A 16,830-nucleotide genomic window follows, 5' to 3' on the forward strand; every position below is an offset into this window, starting at 1 on the left:
CCCGTCAGCTTGGTGCAGCGGAAGTTCCGGAGGCGGGGCGAAACCAACATGTTCCGGGGCAAGAGCGGGCGTTGGGGCGGGGGAGCCGTGTTGCGGTGGCGGGCGGGTCCGCGCATAGTTGCGCTGCGAAGGCGTGCGGGGCGCGGCGCGGACGGCGCGCGTCCGGGTGCGTGAGGGAGTCGCCGGCGGGCCGCGTCGCGCGGGACGCGGGAGCCAGGAGTCGTAAGCCAGGGGTGGAAGATGGCCGGGCACGGGACGGACGCGCATCCGCACGGCGCTGACCGGCTCTGCGAGGCCGGGACCCGCGTGTACTCCCGGGCCGTGCGTCGCGGCCGGGTGCCCCGCTCCGACGCCGCGAAGGTGCCGTGCCTGCTGGAGTTGGCGCTGCTGCACCCGGACCCCGACGACATGGACTGGCTGGTGCCCACCGCCCCGCAGGAGGTCATGACCCGGCTGCTGCGCGGTGTGCACGAGGAGGTCTCCGCGAGTCGGGCGCGGGTCGGCACTGCGGTGGCCGCCGTCGAGTGGTACGCCGGGCTGGGCGGCCGTGAGCAGGGCTCCCAGGAGGGCGTGGCGATCCGAGTGCTGGACGGGCTGACGCGGATCCGCGCCGCCATGGACGAGGCGACGGAACAGTGCACGACCGAGCTGCTGACCGTGCAGCCGGGCGGTATCCGCCGCGAGGACGAACTGGCCGAGGGCCTGCCGCGGGCGCTGGAGATGCGCCGCCGGGGCGTGCGCATGCGCGACCTGTACACGCATGTCGCCCGGCACGGCCAGGGCCTGCACACCTACATGGAGCTGATGGGCGACGCGGCCGAGGCGCGCACCCTGGACGAGGTGCCCGAGCGGCTGATCGTCTTCGACCGCACCGTCGCCTTCATCCCCGCGAACGCGGACCGCACGATCGCGCTGGAGCTGCGCCATCCGGCCATCATCGAGTACCTGGTGACCGTCTTCGAACGCCTGTGGCGTCTGGCGATCCCGCTCACCTCGCCGCTGCCCGAGACGGGCATCGACGGCATCACCCACCGGGAGCGCTCCATCGCGGCGCTGCTCGCCGAGGGCCACCAGGACGCGGTGGTCGCCGAACGGCTGGGCATCAGCGTCCGCACCTGCCGCGCGCACATCGCCCGGCTGTCCGAGACCCTGGGCGCGGCGAGCCGCACGCAGCTCGGGGTGAGGATCGCCCAGGCGGGCCTGGACGGTCCGCCGCACGCGCCCGAGTTGCTGCCGGTCACCGCTCCGGGCGCTCCGAAATCCCCGACCGAGCTGTAGAACCCTCGCGCTTCAGTGGTCCTCCTCCAGGATGCCCGACCGGGCGATGAGGTAGCCGAGTTGGGCGCGGCTGCCGCTGCCCAGGGCCTGGGCCAGCTTGGCGATGTGGGCCCGGCAGGTGCGGACGTTCATCCCCAGCCGGCGGGCGATGGCCTCGTCGACGTGACCCTCCACCAGGAGCTTGGCGATGGAGTGCTGGACGCCGGTGATGCCGTCGCGGGCGGGTTCGTAGGGCACTTCCTCACGCAGGGGGGTGGCGCGGCGCCAGAGGTGCTCGAAGACCTTGATCAGATACTTGACGAGGCCGGGATGGCGGAGTTCCAGGGCCACTTGCTGGTCGTCGTGCGCCGGGACGAAGGCGACGGTCTCGTCGCAGATGATGAGCCGCCCTATGAGTTCCTCCAGCGTGCGGATCTCGACCTTGCCGCGTGACATGACCTCCACGTACGCCATGGTTCCCAGGCTGTGGCGCACGGTGTGCTGGTAGAGCGTGCGCATGCTCACGCCGCGTTCCATCAGTGGCCGGTCCCGCTCGAGGGCCTGCCTCAGGATGTGCTCGCTGCGCCCGCCGCCCGGCTGGACCGTCAGGACCTCGTGACGGCATTCGGCGGTGGCGAGATTGAGCGCCGCGTTGATCCGGTCGGAGCCCTCGAGCACGGTGATGGCATGGGTGGGGGCCGGGGCCAGGGCGCTGAGCGCCATGAACGGCTCGAAGGATTCGGTCAGTTCGATGGAGATCCGCCGGCGATCCAGGATCTCCCGCTCCAGCGGATGCAGCCGTTGGGCGAGCGCGACGGAGGGTGGAACCGGCCGCAACCAGTTCTCGTCGTCAGGATCCGGGTGCAACAACGCGAACTCGAGGAGGCAGGGAGCGTCCTTGATCTCCGACCGGGCGATACGGCCGGTGCTCAACGCGCTTGCGTAAAGCTGTGTCCCCTCCTCACAGAGATCGGTAATCGCGTGTGGATGTGTCCCTTTCGGATAGCTATTAGGCAAATCTCCACCCCCCAGGGTCCTGAACGTGCAGGAACATGATGCATCGACCCTGTGGCATTGACGTGCCTGAATGAGCCATCGTCTTGGTGGCACGGGGGAAGGAAACTCGTTGAGTGAGGACGAAGCCGACTATGTACAAGAGAATGCTTCGATCGGCGCTTGCCGTTGCCTTCTCTGCGGCCGTGGTCTTCGGTGCCGGGGCGGGGACGGCGCAGGCGGTCGGCGTCGCCAAGCTGGACACCGGCTGGGGTGCCAGCGAGCCGACGGGGATCGTCGCGACGCCGGCGGACACGGGTTGGGGGGCGAGCGCGCCTCTCGCCGCGCCGGAGACGACCTCATGACCACCCCGCCCGACGACCGGTCCTTCCGTCGGGAAATGGCCACCGCCTACCGTTCGGGCTGGCACTTCATCGACCTGGCCACCGCCATCCCCCACAGCGGTGACTCGTTGATGGTGACCGTGTTCGGGGAGCCCGTCGTCGTCACCCGTGACGAGGACGAGGACGTGCGGGCGTACCGGCTGCTGCGGCGGCCTCGGGGAGCGCCGCAGCCCGTGCGCTGCGCCATCCGGTACGGAATGATCTTTGTGAACCTGGACCAGCGTGACCACCGGCTGTCCGAGGCGGACAGCCCGGTAGTGAGGACCATCTCAGCCACCCCCCGCAGTGCCTGACGCGATTCCCCCGTCGTAACAAATCGCTCAGGTGCTTCCCCCCGCAGCGGCGTCACCGTGACCTGAACACGGTGACGCCGCTGCAGTTTTTGGCGGACATCTCCGGACATCACCCGGATCCGACGGTGGCCGAAATCAGTGGTGTCGGCGGGCTCGGCGGTCAGCCGCGTCCCAGTGCCCGGGAGAGCGCGATCTCGATCACCATCCGTGACGGGTTCGGCGCCGGCACCCTGCCGTAGCGCTCGGCATAGCGCCGCTCCGCCTCCGCGACCCGCCCGGGATCGGCCGAGACGTGCGCGCGCCCCTCCAGCGCGTGGCCCACCGTCGCCCGTCCACCTGGCAGACCGCGACCGGCGCCCCCTCCGGCCCCGCCGCCGTCACATGTCCCGCCTTCGCGCTCGCCTTGTTCGTGATCACCCGGGCCAGCCGTGCCTCGGGGTCGTACGTCACTCCGACCGGGACGACGTGCGGGCTGCCGTCCGGGCGCAGGGTCGTCAGTGTGCACAGGTGTCTTTCGCGCCAGAAGCTGAGGTACTCGGCATCGGGTGCGCCGGGGTCTTGGGAGTACGTGGCCATGAAACCGGAACCTAGCCGTTCCCTCTCCCGCGCGCCGCCTTGAGTGAAATAGACTCAACTTTGTGTACGTTGACGTAGTCACGTGGAAGGCAACAGCTGAGCGCGGCTGACCCGCAGGAGGAGAACGCGAACGTGGACGCCGAGCTGACCAACAGGAGCCGGGACGCGATCAACGCGGCCACCCAACGGGCCGTGTCGGAGGGCCACCCGGACCTCACCCCCGCCCACCTGCTCCTCGCGCTGCTCGAGGGGCAGGACAACGAGAACATCATCGACCTGCTCGTCGCCGTGGACGCCGACCAGGCCTCCGTGCGCTCCGGTGCCGAGCGCCTGCTCGCCGGGCTGCCCCGCGTGACCGGGTCGACCGTCGCGCCGCCCCAGCCCAACCGCGACATGCTCGCCGTGATCGCGGACGCGGACAAGCGGGCCAAGGACCTCGGCGACGAGTACCTGTCCACCGAGCACCTGCTCATCGGCATCGCCGCGAAGGGCGGCGCCGCCGGGGACGTCCTGTCCCGGCAGGGAGCGGACGCCAAGAAGCTGCTGGACGCGTTCCAGAAGACCAGGGGAGGACGCCGGGTGACGACCCCGGACCCGGAGGGCCAGTACAAGGCCCTCGAGAAGTTCGGCACCGACTTCACCGCCGCCGCGCGCGACGGCAAGCTGGACCCGGTCATCGGCCGGGACCAGGAGATCCGCCGCGTCGTGCAGGTGCTGTCCCGCCGTACGAAGAACAACCCGGTCCTCATCGGGGAGCCCGGCGTCGGCAAGACCGCCGTCGTCGAGGGGCTCGCCCAGCGGATCGTGAAGGGCGACGTGCCCGAGTCGCTCAGGAACAAGCGCCTCGTCGCGCTCGACCTGGGCGCCATGGTCGCGGGCGCGAAGTACCGCGGTGAGTTCGAGGAGCGGCTGAAGGCCGTGCTCTCCGAGATCAAGGACAGCGACGGCCAGATCATCACCTTCATCGACGAGCTGCACACCGTCGTGGGCGCGGGCGCCGGCGGCGACTCCTCGATGGACGCCGGCAACATGCTCAAGCCGATGCTGGCCCGCGGCGAGCTGCGCATGATCGGCGCGACCACGCTCGACGAGTACCGTGAGCGCATCGAGAAGGACGCCGCGCTGGAGCGCCGCTTCCAGCAGGTGTTCGTGGGCGAGCCGACCGTCGAGGACACCATCGCGATCCTGCGCGGCCTCAAGGGCCGCTACGAGGCCCACCACAAGGTACAGATCGCGGACAGCGCCCTGGTGGCCGCCGCCGCGCTGTCCGACCGCTACATCACCTCCCGCTTCCTGCCCGACAAGGCGATCGACCTGGTCGACGAGGCGGCCTCCCGGCTGCGCATGGAGATCGACTCGTCCCCGGTCGAGATCGACGAGCTGCAGCGTGCCGTGGACCGGCTGCGCATGGAGGAGCTGGCCCTCGACAAGGAGACCGACGCGGCCTCCCGCGAGCGCCTGGAGAAGCTGCGCCGCGACCTGGCCGACAAGGAGGAGGAGCTGCGGGGCCTGACCGCCCGCTGGGAGAAGGAGAAGCAGTCCCTCAACCGCGTCGGTGAGCTGAAGGAGAGGCTCGACGACCTGCGCGGCCAGGCCGAGCGCGCCCAGCGCGACGGCGACTTCGACACCGCGTCCAAGCTGCTGTACGGCGAGATCCCGGCCGTGGAGAAGGAGCTGGAGGCCGCCTCCGAGGCCGAGGAGGAGGCGTCCAAGGGCACGATGGTGAAGGACGAGGTCGGCTCCGACGACATCGCGGACGTCGTCGCCTCCTGGACCGGCATCCCCGCCGGGCGCCTCCTGGAGGGCGAGACGCAGAAGCTGCTGCGCATGGAGGAGGAGATCGGCAAGCGGCTCATCGGCCAGAGCGAGGCCGTGCGGGCCGTCTCCGACGCCGTCCGCCGTAGCCGCGCGGGCATCTCCGACCCCGACCGGCCGACCGGCTCGTTCCTCTTCCTGGGCCCTACGGGCGTCGGCAAGACGGAACTGGCCAAGGCGCTCGCGGACTTCCTCTTCGACGACGAGCGGGCCATGGTCCGCATCGACATGTCGGAGTACGGCGAGAAGCACAGCGTCGCCCGCCTGGTCGGCGCCCCGCCCGGGTACGTCGGCTACGAGGAGGGCGGCCAGCTGACGGAGGCGGTGCGCCGCCGCCCGTACAGCGTCATCCTGCTCGACGAGGTGGAGAAGGCGCACCCCGAGGTCTTCGACATCCTGCTCCAGGTGCTGGACGACGGCCGGCTGACCGACGGTCAGGGACGTACGGTCGACTTCCGCAACACCATCCTGGTGCTGACCTCGAACCTGGGCAGCCAGTTCCTGGTCGACCCGCTCACCACTGAGGCGGAGAAGAAGGAGCAGGTCCTCGAGGTGGTCAGGTCCTCCTTCAAGCCGGAGTTCCTCAACCGGCTCGACGACCTGGTGGTCTTCTCGGCGCTGACCAAGCCCGAGCTGGAGCGGATCGCACAGCTCCAGATCGAGCGCCTGGCCAAGCGGCTGCACGAGCGGCGCCTGAGCCTGGAGATCACCCCCGAGGCCCTGGCCTGGCTCGCCGAGGAGGGCCTGGACCCGGCCTACGGCGCCCGCCCGCTGCGCCGCCTGGTCCAGACGGCCATCGGCGACCGCCTCGCCAAGGAGATCCTGGCGGGCGAGGTCAAGGAGGGCGACACGGTCCGGGTGGACCGGTTCGGCGAGGGCCTGCTGGTGGGGCCGGCGACGGGCAAGACGCTGTAAGGGGCCGCACGGCTCCCGGGTACCCGGGAGTACGCCCGCCCGCGTGACCGGTTCGTGTCAGCCATCGGCTGACACGAACCGTCGGGGGTTGCCACCCCCCTCCCCGCATGAGGGAGGATGGCGGAATCCGTACGAAGGGAAGAACACGGTGAGCATCGACCCGTCCTCGATTCCGAATTTCGGGGGCCAGCCCGAGCCGCAGCCGCCGGCGGGCCCCGTGGTTCCGGATCAGGACCTCGTGAAGCAGCTCCTGGACCAGATGGAGCTCAAGCACCTCGTCGACGAAGAGGGTGACCTCGTCGCGCCGTGGGAGCAGTTCCGTACGTACTTCATGTTCCGCGGCGAGGGCGATCAGCAGGTCTTCTCGGTGCGGACGTTCTACGACCGGCCCCACAAGATCGACGAGAAGCCCCAGCTGCTGGAGTCCATCGACGACTGGAACCGGCGCACGCTGTGGCCCAAGGTCTACAGCCACACCCACGACGACGGCACCGTCCGCCTCATCGGCGAGGCGCAGATGCTGATCGGCACGGGCGTGAGCCTGGAGCACTTCGTCTCCTCGACCGTGAGCTGGGTGCGGGCCGCCATCGAGTTCGACCGGTGGCTCGTGGAGCAGCTCGGCCTCGCGGAAGAGGTCGACGACGCGGAGAAGCCCGAGGACGACGAGGAGTAGCCCCCTCCAGTGCCCTGTGGGGGCACTAGAGGGGATATCGAGCCAGCACCACCAGATAGGCCCCATAGACGAACGAGAGCCCGGCCAGCGCACCCACCACCACGGCGGCGTGCCACGGCCGGGCTCGCGCTGTTCGCACCAGCGCCCGCGCCACCACGATCAGCAGCGGGAACGCCGGCAGCAGAAAACGCGGCTTGGACTCGAAGAACCCGGAGCCGCCGAGCGCGATCAGCAGCAGCACGCCGCTGTGGACGACGAGCGGCAGCGGGGCCCGGTCCACGACCAGCAGGGCGAACAGCACGGTGCTCACGCCGACGATCATCAGCGCCATCGGGAACAGCAGCCGGGTGCCGTGCAGCAGCATGTGCTCGGTGAAGCTCAGGGCGCCCCGCCCGAAGTCGAAGCGCGAGCCCCACAGCCGTTGCACGGTGAAGTAGCCGCCGAGCGGGTCGCCCCGGCGGTGACCCACCCACACGACGTAGCCGCTCCAGCCGAGCGGTGCGAGCGCCGCCCCCGTCCACAGCCTGTGGGAAACTCCGCGCCCACGCTGCCGCCACACCTCCAGGCCGGCCGCCGCGAGGACCGCCGCGGCCACCGCGACGCCGTTCGGCCGGGCGAGGCCCGCGAGCGCCGCCAGGGTGCCCGCCCACACCCAGCGGCGGGTCAGGACGGCGTACAGCGACCAGGCGGCGAACGCGGTCATGACGGGTTCCGTGTAGGCCATCGACAGCACGACGGAGTGCGGCAGCAGACCCCACAGCAGGACCAGGACGACGGCCACCGCGGGGCCGTACAGCCGCAGCCCGATCCGGTGGATGCCGCATGCGGCGACCGCGGCAGCCGTCCACGACACCAGCAGGCCCGCCGCGCCGCCGCCGAGCGGGGTGATCGTGGTGACGGCGTGGACCGTGCCCGGGTACAGCGGGAAGAACGCCAGGTCGCTGTGGACGCCGGTGCGGGTGTGCTGGGTGAACCCGTAGCCGTGGGCGGCGATCCGCAGGTACCAGACGGAGTCCCAGGAGCGCCCGAGCAGGAGCAGTGGGTTCTTGCCCGCCGCCCGGGCGGCGACGGCGAGCACGAGCACGCCGGACAGCCGGGCGGCGAGGAACAGCCCGAGGGCGGTAAGGGCCGTGGCGGCCGGCCGCCGCCCGCCGCCGGCCGGACGGACAGGGTCGCGGTGGCCCGGGCGCTCGGCGGCCGAGGCCGGGACGGTACTGGCGTGGGTCACATCGGAACCATGCGTCGATCATGTCCGATTTGCGACCTTGCGCGTCCGCGCGCCGACGAATTCCCACGCCTGACACGCCGCCTGGTGGACGGGAGACGGGAGGGGACGGGGTCTCTGAGGGTGATGCCATCGGCGATGTTATCCGCGCTGAGTGCGGGGCCGGGCGGAGTGCCGCCGCGTGTGTCCCAGAACGGCGTGTCGACCTCGCCGGGGGCGATCAGGCTCACGCCGACACCCGATTCGGTGACGAGCATGCGGGTGTTCTCGGCGAGGACGTGCATAAGGGACATCCCGAGAAACTGGGCCGGAAAACCCTGCTTCTCCAGCCGCCGCACACCGGCGCCGGTGTCGTCGAGTGCGCCGCGGAACTGGCCTCGGGGCGCTGGTCCCCCTGATGGAAACTCCACGAGCACCTGGTTCGCGACGCCCGGGGGTGGACGTGAGGGGGCGGTGGGAGAGCAGGGGCAGATGAAGGAGGAGCCGATCTCGACGGTGGTCAGCGCGCGAATGCCTTGCGGAGACGTTCCGTCGCGTCCGCCAGCACCTCGACGCGTTTGCAGAACGCGAACCGGACGTAGGGCGCCCCCGCCTCCTTGTGGTCGTAGAAGACCGCGTTGGGGATGGCGACGACACCCGCCCGCTCGGGGAGGGCGCGGCAGAAGGCGAAGCCGTCCCTCTCGCCGAGGGGGCGGATGTCGGTGGTGACGAAGTATGTGCCCGCCGGGCGGAAGACCGTGAAGCCGGCGTCGGTGAGACCGGCGCTGAGCAGGCCCCGCTTGGCGCGCAGATCGTCGCGGAAGGCCGTGAAGTAGGCGTCGGGCAGGCGCAGGGCCTCGGCGACGGCGTACTGGAACGGCCCGGACGCCACGTACGTCAGGAACTGCTTGGCCGACCGCACCGCCGCCACCAGTCCCGGCGCCGCCGTCACCCAGCCGACCTTCCACCCCGTGAACGAGAACGTCTTCCCGGCCGACCCGATGGTCACCGTCCGCTCGCGCATCCCCGGGAACGTCGCCAGCGGTACGTGCTCCGCCTCGTCGAACACCAGGTGCTCGTACACCTCGTCGGTGATCACCAGCAGATCCCGCTCGACGGCCAGCTCGGCGATCGCCCGCAGCTCCTCGCGGGTGAGCACGGTCCCGGTCGGGTTGTGCGGGGTGTTGATCAGCAGCAGCCGGGTCCGGTCGGTGACGGCGTCGCGCAGCTCGTCCAGGTCCAGCCGGAAGCTGCCCCCCGACGGGCACAGGGTGACCGGTACGCGCCGGCCGCCCGCCATCGTGATGCCGGCGGCGTACGAGTCGTAGTACGGCTCCAGGGCGACCACCTCGTCGCCCGGTTCCAGCAGCGCCAGCAGCGCGGCCGCGATCGCCTCGGTCGCGCCGGCGGTGACCAGGACCTCCGTGTCGGGGTCGTACGCGAGCCCGTAGCGCCGCTCCTGGTGGGCGGCGATCGCGGCACGCAGCTCGGGGACGCCGGGCCCCGGCGGGTACTGGTTGCCGCGCCCGTCGCGCAGCGCCCGTACGGCGGCCTCGCGGACCTCCTCGGGGCCGTCGGTGTCCGGGAAGCCCTGGCCGAGGTTGATGGACCCGGTGCTCACGGCGAGAGCCGACATCTCGGCGAAGATCGTCGTCCCGAACTCGGCGAGGCGGCGGTTGAGGAAGGGGCGCGCGCTGGAGTTCATGGCCGCCATCCTGCGCCCAAGCTCTGGACTTCCTCAACTCTGCTTTGGCCGGTTACCACGGCGGGCATCCCCCGACCACTTGGAAGACAGAGGCGCCCACGGGGGGTCGCTTCGGGGGATTCGAAAGGGGGACGGCGCCATGGTCACCGGCATATTTCTGGCGATCGTCTGCGTCGTTGTGGTGGCGCTGCTCGTGTCGGCACAACGTCGTTCGAAGAAGGGGGCGGTGCGGTCGGGGGGCCGCTCCGGGGCGCGGACACGGACGGGCCGGGGGCACGACGGCAGCTACGGAGGCAGCGGGGACACCGGGGCCAGCTGGTGGGTGGCCGGGGCCGACGGCGGCTCGTCGAGCGGCCACCACTCCGGCGGCCACCACTCGGGCGGGCACCACTCGTGCGGCGGCGGCCACTCCAGCGGGGGCCACTCCTGCGGCGGCCACTCGTCGTGCGGATCGTCGTGCGGCGGGGGCGGATGCGGCGGAGGCAACTGACACGGGGCAGTCGAGCTCCGGACGCATCCGGGCCGCGCGCACCGGGTGACCGTCGGGATCCCTCCCGGCGGTCATCCGGTCCATGCGCCCGCACGTCACCATGGAACCGACGATCCCCTCTCCCGAGGGAGCGCGAGGGCGCATGTTGACGGCGCTGTGCCGTGGGACGTGCGCTCATTGCCGCGTCGTGGAGGGGCGCACGGCTCCCATTGCAACACTCCAGGCGCACGCGGTAGTTGAACAGTTGAGCTGGGGAGCCCCCGTGGGATGGAAACCCTACGAACTTGGGTAAAAACGCTTTGCCGGAACCACAGTTCATGATTCCCTCTCAACACACCAACGCAGCCCGCGGACGCCCTTCGGACACCTGTCCGGCAGGAGTCCCTCCCCACCGGGCCGACCGGAAGCATTACCCGACTGGCTGAGCCGGCCTTGTCCCCGGCGCCACGACCGGGGTGCTCCGGATCCCCACTTCTCACTTTGCGTGCTAGCGGAGCCGATCCATGCTCACGACCCTGAACACCTCCTACACCGACACGCGCGCGGCCGATCTGGCCTGGACCCTGGGCCGCGAGCCGCTGCCCGCGCTCGCCACCCTCGACCTCGAACTCTCCGGCGCGCGACTGCAGTTGCGACTCCTCGGCGCGTCCCACCAGGTGCTCCTGGAGGAGGAGCGTGGCCTCTGCTCGGAGACGGTGGCGTGCATCGCGGGCTCCAGCACCCCGCTGCCACTGGGCGTCGCCAAGCGGGTCGGCGACTGGGAGTACGAGTTCGCGGCCCGCGTCGAGGTGCTGTCCCCCGGCTCCTTCGCCGGCCGCGCCCAGGAGCTGCTGGCCCTGGTCTCCGACCACCCCAACGGCCTGGCCGGCGTCTTCCCCGGCAGCCCGCACGCGTTCACCGCGATGCTGGCCCAGCGCCACGAGGGCCAGGTCCACTGGCGCACCTGGCACGCCTACCCGCAGGACGGCCAGTTGGTGGCGACCCGGACCCGGGTCGGGGTGAGGCAGCGGGCGAAACGACGGGACGACACCAGGGAGAAGTCGGTCCTGTCGGGCAGGTGAGGACGATCGACGCCCATTCGGCCGTGGCTGTGCACCGTCATCCCGGCCGGCATGTGCGGACGAGCCCGTTCGGGCCCGACCGACGCTCCGGGGGCGGCAGCCCCCGCTCGGCCGCACCACCCCCCGGTGTCGAACGACCCGGCGCCACACGTGTGGGTGACAAGGCTGAGCGCAAGTGTGACGTAGCGTTCCGGACGTGATCGAACCGCACGCGCCCGCACCACCCGGCGCTGCCGCCTCCTGGGGCGGCGGCCGGAACCAGGCGCGGCTGCCCGTGGGCCCGGGCACCGGGCGGTTCCTGGTCCTCGCCGGGGTGTTCGTCTGCGCGGCCTGTGGGCTCGTGTACGAACTCGAACTCGTCGCGCTGGCCTCGTACTTGATCGGTGATTCGGTCACACAGGCCTCGGTCGTGCTGTCGGTGATGGTGTTCGCGATGGGCGTCGGCTCGCTCGCCGCCAAGCGGCTCCGCTGCCGCGCCGCGGCCGGGTTCGGCGCGGTGGAGGCGGCGCTCGCACTCGTCGGCGGCCTGAGCGCGATGGCCCTGTACGCGGCCTTCGCCTGGACCGGCGACTGGGGCGGCGTCTGGTCCGGCGGCCCGCGCTGCCTGCTGGTCGCGTTCTCCCTGGCGATCGGGCTGCTCACAGGCGTCGAGGTGCCGCTGCTGATGGAGTTGATCCAGCGCATCCGCCGCCAGGACGCGGGTGGCGCGGTCGCGGACCTGTTCGCGGCCGACTACGTGGGCGCGCTCGTCGGCGGTCTCGCTTTTCCCTTCGTGCTGCTGCCGCAGCTCGGCCAGCTGACGGGCGCCCTGGTCACCGGCGCGGTCAACGCGGTCGCGGGCGGCGCCCTGGTGCTCGGGCTGTTCCGGCGCGACCTGTCCCGGCGCGGGCGCCGGCTGCTGCTGGTCGCCAACCTCCTCGTCCTGGGCGTGCTCGCCGCGGCGGCCGTGCTCGTCGACGACTTCGAACGCGCCGCGCGCCAGGCGGTGTACGGCGGTCACGTGCGGGTCGCGCTGCGCACCGGCGGCCAGGAGGTGGTGCTGACCGGTGGCACCCCCGGCCGTCCACTCGACCTGTTCCTCGACGGCCGGCTCCGTGTCGACGGCCGCGACGAACTCATCTACCACCAGGCGCTGGTGCACCCCGCGATGAGCGGCGGCCCGCACGCGCGCGTGCTCGTCCTCGGCGGCGGCGACGGACTCGCGGCGCGCGAGGTGCTGCGGCACCCGGGGGTGCGGTGGGTCGACGTGATCGACCCGGACCCGGCGCTGTTCCGGCTCGCCCGCCAGGACGCTGCCCTGTCCGCGCTGAACGGCCACGCCTTCGCGGACCCGCGCGTCCGCGTCCATGCGGAGGACACGTTCCGCTGGCTGAGGCGGCCCCGGGGGGCGTACGACGTGGTGATCGCCGACCTTCCCGGCCCCGGCGGCACGGCGAGCACGAAGCTGTACTCGCAGGAGTTCTACGGCCTGACCCGGCGCGTGCTCGCGGCGGGCGGGCGTCTGGTGGTGCACGCGGGGCCGGTGACCGCCGGGCCGCGCGCGTTCTGGACGGTGGAGGCGACGGTACGGGCGGTGGGGCTCGGGACCACCCCGTACCGCGTCGACGGCCGCGCCCTGGACCGTACGGCCGGGGCGGCCGGGGCGCCGCACGACTGGGGGTTCGTGCTCGCCGCCCGCACCCGGCCCACGCTGACCCTGGACCCGCGCACGCCGTGCCTGCGCACGCTGACCCGGGCGGCCCTGCGGGCGGACGCGCGGGCGGCGGCGCGCACCCGGGTGCCGGGGCTGCTCCCGTCGACGCTGGTGCATCCGAGGTACCAGGAATGAGCCTCCCGGCCCCCACGGACGTGCGAATCCCGTCTTGCACGGGTGAGGTTCGGGCGCTGCTGGGTAGGCTCGTCAGACATGGAGCATGAGGTGTTCGTTCCGGTCCCCGCCGAGCGGCTGAGCGAGGCGCTGGCCGACCCGGCCCGGGTGGCCCGCGCGATTCCCGGGCTCCAGCAGGACGCGGGCACCGAGCCGGTCGCCGGCCGCCTGAGGGTGCGCGCCGGCGGCCACACGATCACATACCGCGGCACCCTGCGGATCGAGGGGCGGGACGACGGCTCGTACGCGGTGGAGGGTGAGGCCACCGAGGCCCGCGGCACGGGCACGGCGAAACTGTCCCTGTCCCTGCGTCTGACCCCGGCGGAGGACGGCACCACGGTCACGTTCACGGGAACGGCCACGGCCGACGGCCGGATCGCGGACCTGCCGGCGGAGACGGTGGCGTCGGCGGCGACGCGGCTGCTGGGACGGTTCGCGGAGAAGCTGGGGGAGGTGGCGGAGGAAGCCCCTCGGGAGGTGACCGAACCGCCGTCACAGGAGCCGGGTCCCGAGGAGGAACCCCCCTCGGCCGGCGACACCGAGGTCCCCGCGTCGTCCCTCGAGCCCCTAGCCGAGGAGGACGAACCCGGCCTCGCGTCCGATGCCTTCGACGAGGAGGACGAACCCGGCCTCGCGCCCGACACCTTCGACGAGGAACCGCCCGCCGAGGCGGCGCACGCCCGTCGCACGATGATCGGGCGCAGCGCCGAGGAGGTCGACCACGCGCCCCCGCGCGGCCGGTACGCGCCCGTCCCGCCGCCGGAAGCCGCGGCAGCCGCCGCCACCCTCCGCTGGGCGGCCCCGGCGGCGGCCCTGCTCGTGGCATCGGCGATCGTGGCGGGCCGGATGCTGCGACGGCGGCGCTGACGTACGCCGCACCGGCGTCACCACCCGCCCCCTTGATCCGCCCAGTAGGGTCGGGCTCGTGAGCAACGACGAGATCACGTTGGCCGCGGGAGACGCGGAAGTCGTGCTGGCGCCGGGGAACGGCGGGCGCGTGAGGAGTCTGCGTATCGGCGGGACCGAACTGCTGCGGCAGGGGGAACGGTTCGGCTGCTTCCCCATGGCCCCCTGGTGCGGTCGTGTCCGGGACGGCAGGTTCCGCAACGGCGGCACCGTCCAGCAGATGCCTCTCAACGCACCGCCGCACGCCATCCACGGCACGGTCCGCGACGGCGTCTGGCGCGTCGCCCGCGCCGAGCCCACCGAGGCCGTCCTCACCTACGACCTGGTCGCCCCCTGGCCCTACGCCGGCCGCGTCACGCAGCTGGCCGCGCTCACCGAGGACGCCCTCACGCTGACCATGTCCGTGGAGACGTACGACGACTCCTTCCCGGCCCAGATCGGCTGGCACCCCTGGTTCCACCGCAGCCTCGGCGGCGAGGACGTCCGCATCGACTTCGACCCCGCCTGGCAGGAGGAGCGCGGCGACGACCACCTGCCCACCGGCAACCGCGTCGACCCCAAGCCCGGCCCCTGGGACGACTGCTTCGGCATGCCCGGCGGCGTGGACGTCACCCTCACCTGGCCCGGGCAGCTGGAGCTGAAGGTCGCCAGCCGCGAGGAGTGGGTCGTGGTCTACGACGAGCAGCCCGAGGCGGTGTGCGTGGAACCGCAGACCGGCCCCCCGGACGGCCTCAACACCCTTCCGCGCCTGGTCACCCCCATCGAGCCGCTGGAGGCCACGACCACGTGGACCTGGCGACGGCTCTGAGAGCCCTGAACAGCGGGGCTCTAAGCTGGCTGCCATGAGTGACGTTCGCGGCGAGCTGCTGCAGCAGATCAAGGACAAGGCCGTGGTGCACGGCAAGGTGACCCTGTCGTCGGGCAAGGAAGCCGACTACTACATCGACCTCCGCCGCATCACGCTTGACGGCGTCGCCGCCCCGCTGGTGGGTCAGGTCATGCTCGACCTGACCGCCGACCTGGACTACGAGGCGGTCGGCGGCCTGACCCTGGGCGCCGACCCGGTGGCGACCGCGATGCTGCACGCCTCCGCCGCCCGGGGGAAGACGCTCGACGCGTTCGTCGTCCGCAAGGCGGGCAAGGCGCACGGCCTGCAGCGCCGTATCGAGGGCGCGGAGGTCGCGGGCCGCCGTGTGCTGGCCGTCGAGGACACCTCCACCACCGGCGGCTCGGTGCTGACCGCCGTGGAGGCGCTGCGGGAGGCCGGCGCCGAGGTCGTCGCGGTCGCGACGATGGTGGACCGGGCGACGGGCGCGGCCGAGGCGATCGCGGACAAGGCCGGGTTGCCCTACCTGTTCGCCTACTCGAAGGACGACCTGGGTCTGGACTGAAGACACGGGGTCATCCACAGGCTGGACGGGGTGTCCGAAGCATCCGGTCACGTCTGGAAAGATGGGGCCGACGATGACGTCACTCCCTAGGTCAGGGCCGTAAGCACGCAGAACGCAACCCGCACAACAAGGAGCGGACAGATGCCCATCGCAACCCCCGAGGTCTACAACGAGATGCTCGACCGGGCGAAGGCAGGCAAGTTCGCCTACCCGGCCATCAATGTGACCTCCTCCCAGACCCTGCACGCGGCCCTGCGCGGCTTCGCGGAGGCGGAGAGCGACGGCATCGTCCAGATCTCGACGGGTGGCGCCGAGTTCCTGGGCGGCCAGTACAGCAAGGACATGGTCACCGGTGCGGTGGCCCTGGCCGAGTTCGCCCACATCGTCGCCGAGAAGTACCCGGTCAACATCGCGCTGCACACGGACCACTGCCCGAAGGACAAGCTCGACGGGTACGTACGTCCGCTGCTCGCGATCTCCGAGGAGCGCGTGAAGGCCGGCCAGAACCCGCTGTTCCAGTCGCACATGTGGGACGGCTCCGCCGAGACCCTGGCCGACAACCTGGCGATCGCCCAGGAACTGCTCGCCCGCGCCGCCGCCGCGAAGATCATCCTCGAGGTGGAGATCACCCCGACGGGCGGCGAGGAGGACGGCGTCACCCACGAGATCAACGACAAGCTGTACACGACGGTCGACGACGCGATCCGCACCGCCGAGGCCCTCGGCCTGGGCGAGAAGGGCCGCTACCTGCTGGCCGCGTCCTTCGGCAACGTGCACGGCGTGTACAAGCCGGGCAATGTCGTGCTCCGCCCCGAGCTGCTGAAGGAGCTGAACGAGGGCGTGGCCGAGCGGTTCGGCAAGGAGTCGCCGTTCGACTTCGTCTTCCACGGCGGCTCCGGCTCCACGGAGCAGGAGATCGCGACGGCGCTGGAGAACGGCGTGGTCAAGATGAACATCGACACGGACACGCAGTACGCCTTCACGCGCCCGGTCGCCGACCACATGTTCAAGAACTACGACGGCGTCCTGAAGGTCGACGGCGAGGTCGGCTCCAAGAAGACCTACGACCCGCGTACCTGGGGCAAACTGGCGGAGACGTCGATGTCGAAGCGAGTGCTGGAGGCCTGCCAAAACCTCCGCTCGACGGGCACGAAGATCAAGTAACAGCGATTGGCGGCGTGCGCGTCGCTGCGCCCACCCGTGCCTCCCCCAGTGCCTTAACGGCCTGGGGGTACCCCCAGGGGCGGCACGGGCGCGGCGCGCGGCACCCCGCCACCGCC

At 71.6% G+C, this 16,830-nt stretch carries 16 protein-coding genes and 2 pseudogenes; 12 read left to right on the plus strand and 6 right to left on the minus strand.

Annotated elements, in window-relative coordinates; genetic code table 11:
* Positions 1-240 precede the first annotated feature (240 nt).
* Positions 241-1,278, plus strand: coding sequence for a helix-turn-helix transcriptional regulator (locus AB0N14_RS19880; protein ID WP_366026996.1), 1,038 nt, complete (start codon positions 241-243; stop codon positions 1,276-1,278).
* A gap of 12 nt (positions 1,279-1,290) precedes the next feature.
* Here the strand turns inward: AB0N14_RS19880 and AB0N14_RS19885 are convergent, their stop codons facing one another.
* Complete coding sequence (locus tag AB0N14_RS19885) at positions 1,291-2,274, minus strand: helix-turn-helix transcriptional regulator (protein ID WP_366026997.1); 984 nt, start codon at positions 2,272-2,274, stop codon at positions 1,291-1,293.
* A gap of 182 nt (positions 2,275-2,456) precedes the next feature.
* Here AB0N14_RS19885 and AB0N14_RS19890 point away from each other — a divergent pair, with 182 nt between their 5' ends.
* The 3 genes from AB0N14_RS19890 (at position 2,457) to AB0N14_RS19900 (ending at position 3,186) form a co-directional block, all read left to right on the plus strand.
* Positions 2,457-2,615, plus strand: a complete 159-nt coding sequence (locus AB0N14_RS19890; RefSeq protein ID WP_200422237.1) for a hypothetical protein — start codon at positions 2,457-2,459, stop codon at positions 2,613-2,615.
* A complete protein-coding gene (locus AB0N14_RS19895; RefSeq protein WP_366026998.1) occupies positions 2,612-2,947 on the plus strand; it encodes a hypothetical protein in 336 nt (111 codons plus the stop codon). Before AB0N14_RS19890 ends, AB0N14_RS19895 begins: the two co-directional genes overlap by 4 nt.
* Positions 2,948-3,018: 71 nt before the next feature.
* Positions 3,019-3,186 carry a hypothetical protein gene (locus AB0N14_RS19900; RefSeq protein WP_366027126.1) on the plus strand — a complete coding sequence of 56 codons (168 nt, stop codon included), beginning with the start codon at positions 3,019-3,021 and terminating at the stop codon, positions 3,184-3,186.
* Here AB0N14_RS19900 and AB0N14_RS19905 read toward each other — a convergent pair.
* Positions 3,108-3,523 (minus strand): annotated as a pseudogene (locus AB0N14_RS19905) (TIGR03618 family F420-dependent PPOX class oxidoreductase). The gene AB0N14_RS19900 and the pseudogene AB0N14_RS19905 sit on opposite strands and share 79 nt — an antisense overlap.
* A gap of 132 nt (positions 3,524-3,655) precedes the next feature.
* On the opposite strand from AB0N14_RS19905, the gene clpB reads away from it, so the two are divergent.
* Together clpB and AB0N14_RS19915 are read left to right on the plus strand one after the other, a co-directional pair.
* On the plus strand, positions 3,656-6,253 hold the full coding sequence (clpB, locus tag AB0N14_RS19910; RefSeq protein WP_366026999.1) for an ATP-dependent chaperone ClpB: 2,598 nt from the start codon (positions 3,656-3,658) through the stop codon (positions 6,251-6,253).
* 148 nt (positions 6,254-6,401) lie between these two features.
* Positions 6,402-6,926, plus strand: a complete 525-nt coding sequence (locus AB0N14_RS19915; protein ID WP_366027000.1) for a YbjN domain-containing protein — start codon at positions 6,402-6,404, stop codon at positions 6,924-6,926.
* A gap of 25 nt (positions 6,927-6,951) precedes the next feature.
* Here the strand turns inward: AB0N14_RS19915 and AB0N14_RS19920 are convergent, their stop codons facing one another.
* The 4 genes and pseudogenes from AB0N14_RS19920 to AB0N14_RS19935 form a co-directional block, all read right to left on the minus strand.
* On the minus strand, positions 6,952-8,037 hold the full coding sequence (locus AB0N14_RS19920) for a mannosyltransferase family protein (RefSeq protein WP_366027119.1): 1,086 nt from the start codon (positions 8,035-8,037) through the stop codon (positions 6,952-6,954).
* 239 nt (positions 8,038-8,276) lie between these two features.
* Positions 8,277-8,426 (minus strand): annotated as a pseudogene (locus tag AB0N14_RS19925) (short-chain dehydrogenase); the annotation flags it as partial.
* Positions 8,427-8,650: 224 nt separating this feature from the next.
* Positions 8,651-9,844, minus strand: a complete 1,194-nt coding sequence (locus AB0N14_RS19930) for a pyridoxal phosphate-dependent aminotransferase (protein ID WP_366027001.1) — start codon at positions 9,842-9,844, stop codon at positions 8,651-8,653.
* A 276-nt stretch (positions 9,845-10,120) separates the two neighbouring features.
* Complete coding sequence (locus tag AB0N14_RS19935; protein ID WP_366027002.1) at positions 10,121-10,321, minus strand: hypothetical protein; 201 nt, start codon at positions 10,319-10,321, stop codon at positions 10,121-10,123.
* Positions 10,322-10,828: 507 nt separating this feature from the next.
* Here AB0N14_RS19935 and AB0N14_RS19940 point away from each other — a divergent pair.
* From AB0N14_RS19940 to fbaA, 6 genes are all read left to right on the plus strand, one after another.
* Positions 10,829-11,386, plus strand: coding sequence for a DUF2617 family protein (locus AB0N14_RS19940; protein WP_366027003.1), 558 nt, complete (start codon positions 10,829-10,831; stop codon positions 11,384-11,386).
* Between the two features lie 196 nt (positions 11,387-11,582).
* Positions 11,583-13,214, plus strand: a complete 1,632-nt coding sequence (locus AB0N14_RS19945; protein ID WP_366027004.1) for a polyamine aminopropyltransferase — start codon at positions 11,583-11,585, stop codon at positions 13,212-13,214.
* A 78-nt stretch (positions 13,215-13,292) separates the two neighbouring features.
* Complete coding sequence (locus AB0N14_RS19950) at positions 13,293-14,120, plus strand: SRPBCC family protein (RefSeq protein ID WP_366027005.1); 828 nt, start codon at positions 13,293-13,295, stop codon at positions 14,118-14,120.
* Positions 14,121-14,178: 58 nt separating this feature from the next.
* On the plus strand, positions 14,179-14,967 hold the full coding sequence (locus AB0N14_RS19955) for an aldose 1-epimerase (RefSeq protein ID WP_366027006.1): 789 nt from the start codon (positions 14,179-14,181) through the stop codon (positions 14,965-14,967).
* Positions 14,968-15,001: 34 nt separating this feature from the next.
* Positions 15,002-15,550, plus strand: a complete 549-nt coding sequence (gene pyrE / locus AB0N14_RS19960; RefSeq protein WP_366027008.1) for an orotate phosphoribosyltransferase — start codon at positions 15,002-15,004, stop codon at positions 15,548-15,550.
* Between the two features lie 141 nt (positions 15,551-15,691).
* Positions 15,692-16,714 (plus strand): class II fructose-bisphosphate aldolase, encoded by a 1,023-nt coding sequence (fbaA, locus tag AB0N14_RS19965; RefSeq protein WP_366027009.1) that lies wholly within the window; start codon positions 15,692-15,694, stop codon positions 16,712-16,714.
* Positions 16,715-16,830 lie beyond the last annotated feature (116 nt).

The organism is Streptomyces sp. NPDC051104, assembly GCF_040682835.1.
Taxonomy (GTDB): domain Bacteria; phylum Actinomycetota; class Actinomycetes; order Streptomycetales; family Streptomycetaceae; genus Streptomyces; species Streptomyces cynarae.

Coding starts and splice junctions, on each gene's coding strand:
- AB0N14_RS19940 (WP_366027003.1), top strand. CDS start 10,829: ATGCTCACGACCCTGAACACCTCCTACACCGACACGCGCGCGGCCGAT.
- pyrE (WP_366027008.1), top strand. CDS start 15,002: ATGAGTGACGTTCGCGGCGAGCTGCTGCAGCAGATCAAGGACAAGGCC.
- AB0N14_RS19895 (WP_366026998.1), top strand. CDS start 2,612: ATGACCACCCCGCCCGACGACCGGTCCTTCCGTCGGGAAATGGCCACC.
- fbaA (WP_366027009.1), top strand. CDS start 15,692: ATGCCCATCGCAACCCCCGAGGTCTACAACGAGATGCTCGACCGGGCG.
- AB0N14_RS19950 (WP_366027005.1), top strand. CDS start 13,293: ATGGAGCATGAGGTGTTCGTTCCGGTCCCCGCCGAGCGGCTGAGCGAG.
- AB0N14_RS19880 (WP_366026996.1), top strand. CDS start 241: ATGGCCGGGCACGGGACGGACGCGCATCCGCACGGCGCTGACCGGCTC.
- AB0N14_RS19930 (WP_366027001.1), bottom strand. CDS start 9,844: ATGGCGGCCATGAACTCCAGCGCGCGCCCCTTCCTCAACCGCCGCCTC.